The sequence below is a fragment of the Caldisericia bacterium genome (assembly GCA_021158845.1).
In the GTDB taxonomy this organism is placed as follows: domain Bacteria; phylum Caldisericota; class Caldisericia; order B22-G15; family B22-G15; genus B22-G15.
In genome coordinates this window covers 1-8,628 of sequence record JAGGSY010000081.1, presented here as the reverse complement: position 1 = coordinate 8,628, position 8,628 = coordinate 1, and the positions used below count along the sequence as shown (strand labels likewise).

The window sequence follows — 8,628 nt, the reverse complement described above, 5'->3', positions numbered from 1 at the left end:
TATATTAAATTTAGTTTTCTTAAAGGAGGTCAATTTTTAAATTATGGTTTAGAATTTTCTAAACCATATAATTATATCTCATTAATATTATATGTCAAATATTATCTCGACTTTGTAGATGTTCTTCTCCTTTTCTATATGGAGGTTGTGGAGTGTTATGGCTTTCACGCTATATTTTATTTCGTGTTTTCTCTCATCAAATTTTTCACCATAAACACTCCCCCTCACACTTTTTTCATCTATGTAATCAATCTCAACCCGGGAAGGAACAAAAAACTCCACATCAAACAGATACAAAAACTCTGTAAGGTATTTGACAAGTAGAAGGTCTAATGATGAAGATGAAATATCAAAGGACCTTCTTTCTCTCTCTTCTCCACCTCTCTCAAACATAACTGAGAAAAGAGCGAAGGATGCATTTTCAAAAAGTTCTTTGAGCGTTTTTCCAAAGACCCTTACTCCAATATCTGCAGTGTGAGGAAAAAACTCGTATCTCTTCATATCTCTCTTTCAAGGGCAAGACCAGAGACTCTGTCCTCCTTCTCAAGTTTAATAACCCTCACTCCAGAGGCATTCCTACTCTGCACTGGAACACTTTTAACCTTTATTTTTATTATTTTTCCCTTCTTTGTTGTAATAACAAGCCTCTCAGTTTCAGAGACAGACCTTACAGCTGAAACTCTATCATCCCCTCTTAACCTTATCCCTCTCATACCCTTCACGCCCCTGTTTCTAAGTGTTATTTCAGAGAAGTTTATCCTCTTTCCCTTACCCTTTGATGTGATTACAAAGAGATGTTTCCCAAATCTCTCTATGTCAAAGCTGGATATTTCATCATCCTTTGAAAGTCTTACCCCTATTACTCCAGATGCATTCCTTCCCTGTGGCCTTAACTTATTAATACTAAATCTCGCCATGAGTCCTTTCTCTGTGGAGACAACTATCGTCTCATCTCCCTTTACAATCCTTACCCTCTTAACAAAATCCTCCTTCCTCAAATTGATTATCTTCAGTCCATTTCTCCTTATATTTTTAATGAGAGATAAAGAAACCTTCTTTATCCTTCCCTTTTTGGTGAACATTAATAGATACTTCCCTTTGGTTAAATCTCCTGTTAAAACAGAGGTAACTCTCTCGTCTGGATCAAGGGATAGAAGAAGATGGACTGCCTCACCTTTACTCTCCCTTAGACCCTCAGGAATCTCGTACACATTGAGTTTATAAACCTTGCCAAAATTTGTAAAGAATAGAGCAGATTTGTGGTTTGATGTGAAGAAGATGTCCTTCAGGGAATCTCCTTTACCAAGTCTTATTCCTCTTGTACCCTTACCACCTCTCCTCTGTATGGAGAAGTGTTTCATTGGTGTTCTCTTTATGTATCCTTCCTTTGTTAAAAATATAATTACCTCCTCATCCGGGATCATATCCTTTATGTCAATCTCTTCCCTCTCTTCAAAAACTATCTCTGTCTTTCTCTCATCTCCAAATCTCTTCTTTATGTCAAGTAGTTCCCTTTCAATGACTGAAAGAAGCATGTCTCTATCTGAGAGGATCTTTTCCAATTCTTCTATCTTTTTCTCCTTATCTTTAATCTCCTTTAAGAGCTTCTCCCTCTCTAAAGAAACCAATCTTGATAGCCTCATGTCCAGTATGGCATTTGCCTGCTCCTCACTTACCTTTAAAACGGAAATAAGCTTACTCTTTGCTTCATTTCTATCCTTTGAGTTTCTTATGAGTTTCACTGTTTCATCAAGATTCTCTATGGCTATTTTTATACCAAAAAGTAGGTGAATCTCCTTTTTCTCCTTGTTTAACTCAAAGATTGACCTTCTTGTAATCACCTCTTCTCTGAAGGAGAGAAATGTTGTTAGTGCCTCTCTTATGGAGAATAGTTTCGGTCTTCCAGCAATGAGGGCAACAAAGTTTACAGGAAAGGATGTTTCAAGTTGAGTGTACTTGAAGAGCTTATTTTCAAATACATGTGTATCCACTTTCCTTTTAAGGTCAATAACAACCCTTATTCCTTCCTTGGAAGATTCATCCCTTATATCATCAATCTCCTTTAACTTTCCCGTTTTAACTAAGGAAACTATCTTTTTTATAAGTTCAGATTTGTTAACAAGGTATGGGAGTTCATAAATGATGTATCTTAAATGCTTTCCTACCCTCTCAAATCTTCCCCTGCCCTTTACTATTACCCTCCCCTTTCCTGTCTCAAAATAATCCCTTACTCCAGAAATCCCAACTATCACACCCCTTGTTGGGAAATCTGGACCTTTAAGCACCTTCATTATCTCATCAGTTGATGCCTCTCTATTTCTAAGTAGAATTAAAAGGGCATCAATAACTTCGCTTATATTATGGGGAGGGATATTTGTTGCCATTCCCACAGCAATTCCAGTTGCTCCATTTAAAAGGAGATTTGGAAACTTTGCTGGAAGCACCACAGGTTCATTGAGGGAGTTGTCAAAGTTGGGTCTCATGGGAACTGTTTCCTTCTCAATATCCTGAAGAAGTTCCATGGAGATGGGGGCAAGTCTTACCTCTGTATATCGCATGGCTGCTGGTGGATCACCATCTATGCTTCCAAAGTTTCCATTCCCCTCCACCAGCGGGTATCTTAGGGAGAAATCCTGTGCCATCCTTACAAGCGCCTCATATATTGGGCTATCTCCATGTGGATGGTATTTTCCCATGACCTCACCAACGATTCTTGCACTCTTTTTAAAAGCAGAACCTGGAAGATTTCCAACCTCTTTCATCGTGTAAAGTATTCTTCTCTGGACAGGCTTTAAGCCATCTCTAACATCAGGAAGGGCACGAGCTACAATAACGCTCATGGCATAGGAAAGATAGGACTCTTTAAGCTCCTCTTCAAATGGGGATACTATCTCTTTAGACATCTAAATCTTTCACCTCCAGTGCGTGATCTTCAATAAATCTTCTCCTTGGTTCAACCTTCTCCCCCATAAGGATGTTTATTATCTCTTCCGCCCTCATGGCGTCAAGGATTGTCACTCTCTTTAAGATCCTCTTCTTTGGATCCATTGTGGTGTTGAAAAGGTCATCGGGGTTCATCTCTCCAAGTCCCTTGAATCTTGTAATCATGAACTTTTTTCCCTCTCTCCTTATCTTCTCCATCTCCTTTGATAGCTCTTCATCACTGTAGAGATACTTAATTTCCCTACCAACCTTTAACCTGTAGAGGGGGGGAAGTGCCACATAAATGTGTCCCTCTTCAATAAGTTCCCTTGCATACTTCCAGAAGAAGGCAAGGAGAAGCGTTTTTATGTGAGAACCATCCACATCTGCATCAGTCATAATTATTATCTTGTCATATCTTAGTTTTGTAATATCAAAATCCTCCAGTATCCCAGTGCCAAGAGAGGCAATTATACTCTTTATTTCATCATTCTCAACCAATTTAGCCACAGAGGATTTCATTGCATTCAGTATCTTTCCCCTTAAGGGAAGAATTGCCTGAGTAACTCTATCTCTTCCCTGCTTTGCAGAACCTCCAGCAGAATCTCCCTCCACAATAAAGAGTTCACTTCTCTTTGGATCATTCTCAGAGCAATCTGCCAGCTTCCCCGGGAGGGTTTCATCAAAGAGTGCCTTTTTCCTTACAACCTCTCTCGCCTTCCTTGCCGCCTCTCTTGCCCTCTTTGCTATCTCCACCCTCTTAAGGATTTCTTTAAGAAGGGATGGATTCTTTTCAAGGATGAGAACAAGGTTGTGGCGTACCACCTTTTCAACTTCTTTCCTTACCCATGTATTGCCAAGCTTTGTCTTTGTCTGCCCTTCAAATTGAGGCTCCCTTATTCTTATGTTTATAATGGAGAAGAGTCCATCAGACACATCATCCCATACAAAACTCTCTCCTTCCTTAAGAACACCAAATTTCTTTGACTCCTCATTCAAAAATTTGGTTAATCCACTCTTGAAACCTGATAGGTGGGTTCCTCCCTCAAGGGTTTTGATGGAGTTGACAAAGGAGAGGTTCTCTCCTTTCTGGGATTTTGTATATACAAAGGCAAACTCAAAGAAATACTCCTCACCATTCTCTTTAAAGTATATTGGTTCAAAAAGAGGCTCCTTTTCCTTAACTATCTCCTTTAGATAAGAAACTATTCCTCCTTCAAAAAAGTACTCCTCTCTTCTATCATTTATCTCATCAATGAATATTATTCTTAAGCCTTTGTTTAGAAAGGATAATTCAAGAAGTCTCCTCTTTATCCTCTCAGGATTAAACTCCACAGTCTCAAAGATCTCTGAATCAGGTTTAAACTCTATGTATGTGCCTCTTTTTCCCTCCCCATCCTCTGAAACTTGAAGTCTTGTTAGTGGTTTACCCCTTGAAAACTCCTGATGGTATCTCTTTCCATCTCTATAAACCTCAACAACAAGATGCTCTGAAAGGGCATTAACAACAGAGATTCCAACACCATGAAGACCACCAGAGACTTGATAGGCTTTACCCTCAAACTTTCCACCTGCATGAAGTCTTGTTAATGCAAGTTCTATTCCTGATACACCATACTTTGGATGAATATCTGGAGGAATACCCCTTCCGTTATCAAAAACAGAGACTCTCCCATCCTTATGAAGAGTAACCACAATCCTATCACAGAAACCTGCCATTGCCTCATCAATGGAGTTATCAACCACCTCAAGAAGAAGGTGGTGAAGCCCCTCCTCTCCAGTGGAACCAATATACATTGCAGGTCTCTTTCTTACACCTTCAAGACCTTCCAGTACCTTAATAAAAGATGCTGTATATTCATTCCTCTCTTTCATATTCACCTCTTCAAAATAATCTTCACTTCTCTTATGACTTCATCCCCCACCATTTCGTTCAATCTCTTCTTGATCTCAGGAAAGAGGAGTTTAAAATTTTCTCCCCACGATGGATGGTCAACAAGTACAAACAAGACATCCTTTTTTATCTTAAAAGGAGTAACATGGGAGGATATAATCTCTCCACATACCTTCTTCCAGTATAAAAAAATTAGGTTTTTTTTAATGTTTTTCTCGTATCCCCTTTCAAAGAGATACTCGTCAAGTACTTCCCTTAACTTCTTCAAGCCTTCCTCTCCTCATTAAAAAAGTGGAACCACTCTCTCTAAGTTCCACTGGAACAATTCTTTCATCAAAAGATGTAATCATCACCTGTTTTAAATTATACAACAAATGAGGCAACTTTTTAATCTTTTCCTCATCCATTGTCTCAAATATATCATCCAACAAAATTATTGGATCCTCACCCGTTATCTCCCTCATTATCTCCCACACAGAGAAGATAAGATTCAATGTAAACTCCTCCACTTCGCCCAAGGAGAAGAAATTCTTTAAACTAAGCCCCTTTACATTGAAAAATATGTCATCTAAATGGGGTCCTATAAGACTAAATCCCCTCTCTATCTCTTCATCTCTTTTTTTATTTAGCTCCTGAGGAGTAATTAATCTTGGCTGATAATCTATAGACACATCCATAAAACCCCTCTCATCCATCTTCCTCTTCAACATGGTTAAAAATTCACTCCTCTTCTCCTGTATATATATTCCCTTTTCATACATCCTTTCATTTAATGTTGAAAGGAGTGTGGAAAGATAGAAATCGTCTTTCTCCTTTATTTTTTTAAGAATGCTGTTTTTTGCCTTAAGGACCTCCTGATACTGAAGGAGAAAGTCTTTATATTTGTTGTCCACTATGGAGAGAAAATTATTCATAAACTCTCTCCTAAGCTCTGGCTCCTTTAGAATAATGTCTTTTGTTCTAAAATTAAAAAAAACTATTGGAACAATACCTGTTATCTCCCTGATACCTGATAGAGGAACACCATTTTTTGAGACTATCTTTCTTTTATTTTTTGATACTATCTCAATCTTTATCTCTCCATCATTTCCCTCAAACTCCCCACAAAGGTAGAAAGAGTCTTCTGGAAACATGGGTATATCATTTTCGCTGAGATTGTTCATGGTTTTTCCAGAGGAGACATAATATATTGCATTGAGAAAATTTGTCTTTCCACTCCCATTGGAGCCTATAATCAAATTTATACTATCGTTGAAATTTACAGAGATACTCTCTATGTTTCTGAAGGTTAAAATTTTTATACTTTTTATAATCATTCAGACCTATAGGGCATTATAATATAAAGGAAGTTTTCATCATTAAGACCTTTAAATGTAATTGGGGCTTCTGGATCAAACACAAGCATCTTAATTTTCTCATCATCAATATATTTAATTCCCTCTATAACTCTCTTTGTATCAAGAAAAATCTTGACTTTATTCTTTAAGTTTCCTTCAACAATATCAATATTTTCCACACCTTCCCCAACCTCTGTGGAAAAACCATAGAGTTTAAGGGTATCATCCACTCTTTCAAATGTAACTTTTCCAGTTCCTTCCCTTGTTATTAAGTTAATCCTTGAAAGTGCTTTTATAAGTTCTTCTCTATTAAGGACTAAAAAATTACTATTTTCTTTTGGAAGAACCATCTCATAATCAGGAAACTTTCCCTGACCAAGACGGGATATAAAGTAAATCTTATCCCCTTCATAATAGAAACTCTTTCCTGAAAATCCGAAGGTTATAGTGTCTTTCTTTTCAAAAGACAGGATATTTATAAGCATATTTATACTCTGTTTTGGAACCAAAAACTCAAACTCTTTCTCATCTCTTTTAAAATCTCCATTTCTATAAAGGGCAAGCCTATTACCATCTGTTCCAACAATCTTTACCATATCTTTCTTTATTTCAAAGAGAGCTGATGTAAACTCTATTCTTGTTCTTTCAGGTAAACCAATGGAGAAGTTTACCTTTTTTAACCCCTTTTTAATATCTTCAGTTTTAAAATCTAACCTTTTATCCACATTTTCTATACTTATAAAAGGAAATTCATCGTTTACTGTCCTTACTTTGTATAGATTACTCTTTGTTTTTATCTCAATAAATCCCTCATCCACATCTATTGTAAATGTCTCATCAGATAGAGATTTAACTATATCCTCAAGGAGTTTTTCTGATACAAGAAACTCTGTATCATCTCCCTCACAGTTAAAATAATAAATAACTCCTATCTCAAGGTCAGTTCCAATAATTTTTCCTCTTCCCTCTTTCACCTCTATCTTAACATTGGAGAGAATAGGCATTGTTGGAGTGGTTCTTACAACTTTCCCTACAACTGATAGTCCATCAACAAATTCCTTTTTATTAACTTTCAACATCTCTAATCCTCCTTCTAATAATTTTTAAAAATAGTAGAGTTAATAGCACTGTTGAAAAAGTTTAAAATATAAAGAAAACCTCATATATATTAAACCATTCATCAACATAGCTTTTAGTCACCTATCAACATTCTCCTTATTTCCTCAACGGCAGCTTTTAAATTCTCATCCTTTTTTAACTCTCTCTTTATTTTATCTATTGAATAAAGAACTGTTGTATGGTCCCTTCCACCAAATAAATTTCCAATCTGTGGAAGAGAGAGATTTGTAAGTTCCCTAATAAGGTACATTGCAATCTGCCTTGGAATTGTATAATCTTGAGATCTCTTTCCACCCTCTATATCCTCCACTGATATGGAGAAATAAGAGGAGACAACATTTTTAATCTCTTCTGCGTCAATCTTTTTTTTCTCTATCTTCCCAAATATTCCAGAGAGTATCCTTTTTGTAAAATCAAGGGTTATCTCTGAGTTATTTAAAGAGGCATGTGCAAGAAGTCTAATTAATGCTCCTTCAAGCTCCCTTATGTTTGATTTTATATTCTCCGCAATATAGTAGATTACATCATCAGGCACCTTTATCTTCTCTTTCTCCGCCTTTTTCTTTAAAATTGCCACCCTTGTTTCAAAATCAGGGGGAGCAATATCCACCATCAACCCCCACTCAAACCTACTCCTTAATCTATCCTCAAGTGTGGGGATCTCTTTTGGAAGCCTATCGCTTGTAATAACTATCTGTTTGTAGTTGTTATGGAGGGCATTAAATGTGTGGAAGAACTCCTCCTGTGTCCTCTCTTTCCCAGCGAGAAACTGAATATCATCAATTAAAAGCACATCCACACTTCTGTATTTGTTGTGAAAGTCATTCATTTTACCCTTTTGAATAGACCGTATAACCTCATTTGTAAATATTTCACTTGTCACATAAACCACCTTTAATGCTGGTTTTGTATCAAGAACATAGTGTCCAATAGCTTGAATAAGATGAGTTTTTCCAAGCCCAACACCTCCATATATGAAAAGGGGGTTGTAGGAATGTCCAGGGTTTTTTGCTACAGCAAGGCTTGCAGCATGGGCAAGTTTATTACTATCCCCCACAACGAAGTTATTAAATGTGTAATTTTCGTTTAATCCAAGTTTTCTTCTATTTATTATCTCCTCTTTTATTATCTTCTCCTCTTTTCCTTTCTCTTTGAGAACAACGAACTCAAGGGAGAGATCTTTTCCTGCCACAGCTCTTATGACCTCTTTTATAAGGGGAAGGTAGTTTGACCTTATCCAATCTCTACCAAACTCTGAAATTACACCAATTACAAGTTTATCCTCTGTTTCTTCAAGAGCTTTCGTAGTCTTAAACCATGTCTCATAAGAGGGTGTAGATAGATAATCTTTAATTA

The 8,628-nt window shown here is 36.9% G+C and carries 7 protein-coding genes; all 7 read right to left on the bottom strand.

The features are described 5' to 3' along the window. Positions 1 to 87: 87 nt before the first annotated feature. Entirely contained in the window at positions 88 to 501 is a 414-nt protein-coding gene (locus J7J33_03145) for an archease (protein MCD6168286.1), read from the bottom strand. Then, positions 498 to 2,903 carry a DNA gyrase subunit A gene (gyrA, locus tag J7J33_03140; protein ID MCD6168285.1) on the bottom strand — a complete coding sequence of 802 codons (2,406 nt, stop codon included), beginning with the start codon at positions 2,901 to 2,903 and terminating at the stop codon, positions 498 to 500. The genes J7J33_03145 and gyrA overlap by 4 nt, the downstream gene beginning before the upstream one ends. After that, entirely contained in the window at positions 2,896 to 4,797 is a 1,902-nt protein-coding gene (locus J7J33_03135) for a DNA gyrase subunit B (protein MCD6168284.1), read from the bottom strand. Before J7J33_03135 ends, gyrA begins: the two co-directional genes overlap by 8 nt. 2 nt (positions 4,798 to 4,799) lie before the next feature. After that, positions 4,800 to 5,084 (bottom strand): DUF721 domain-containing protein, encoded by a 285-nt coding sequence (locus J7J33_03130; protein MCD6168283.1) that lies wholly within the window; start codon positions 5,082 to 5,084, stop codon positions 4,800 to 4,802. Beyond that, the gene (recF, locus tag J7J33_03125; GenBank protein ID MCD6168282.1) at positions 5,059 to 6,132 is read right to left on the bottom strand and encodes a DNA replication and repair protein RecF; all 1,074 of its coding nucleotides are present in this window, start codon (positions 6,130 to 6,132) and stop codon (positions 5,059 to 5,061) included. Before recF ends, J7J33_03130 begins: the two co-directional genes overlap by 26 nt. Then, positions 6,129 to 7,232: a DNA polymerase III subunit beta gene (gene dnaN, locus J7J33_03120; GenBank protein MCD6168281.1), complete on the bottom strand. Its 1,104-nt coding sequence runs from the start codon at positions 7,230 to 7,232 to the stop codon at positions 6,129 to 6,131. The genes recF and dnaN overlap by 4 nt, the downstream gene beginning before the upstream one ends. A gap of 113 nt (positions 7,233 to 7,345) precedes the next feature. Then, entirely contained in the window at positions 7,346 to 8,626 is a 1,281-nt protein-coding gene (gene dnaA / locus J7J33_03115) for a chromosomal replication initiator protein DnaA (GenBank protein MCD6168280.1), read from the bottom strand. Positions 8,627 to 8,628: the final 2 nt, after the last annotated feature.

Coding starts and splice junctions, on each gene's coding strand:
- J7J33_03145 (MCD6168286.1), bottom strand. CDS start 501: ATGAAGAGATACGAGTTTTTTCCTCACACTGCAGATATTGGAGTAAGG.
- gyrA (MCD6168285.1), bottom strand. CDS start 2,903: ATGTCTAAAGAGATAGTATCCCCATTTGAAGAGGAGCTTAAAGAGTCC.
- J7J33_03135 (MCD6168284.1), bottom strand. CDS start 4,797: ATGAAAGAGAGGAATGAATATACAGCATCTTTTATTAAGGTACTGGAA.
- recF (MCD6168282.1), bottom strand. CDS start 6,132: ATGATTATAAAAAGTATAAAAATTTTAACCTTCAGAAACATAGAGAGT.
- dnaN (MCD6168281.1), bottom strand. CDS start 7,232: ATGTTGAAAGTTAATAAAAAGGAATTTGTTGATGGACTATCAGTTGTA.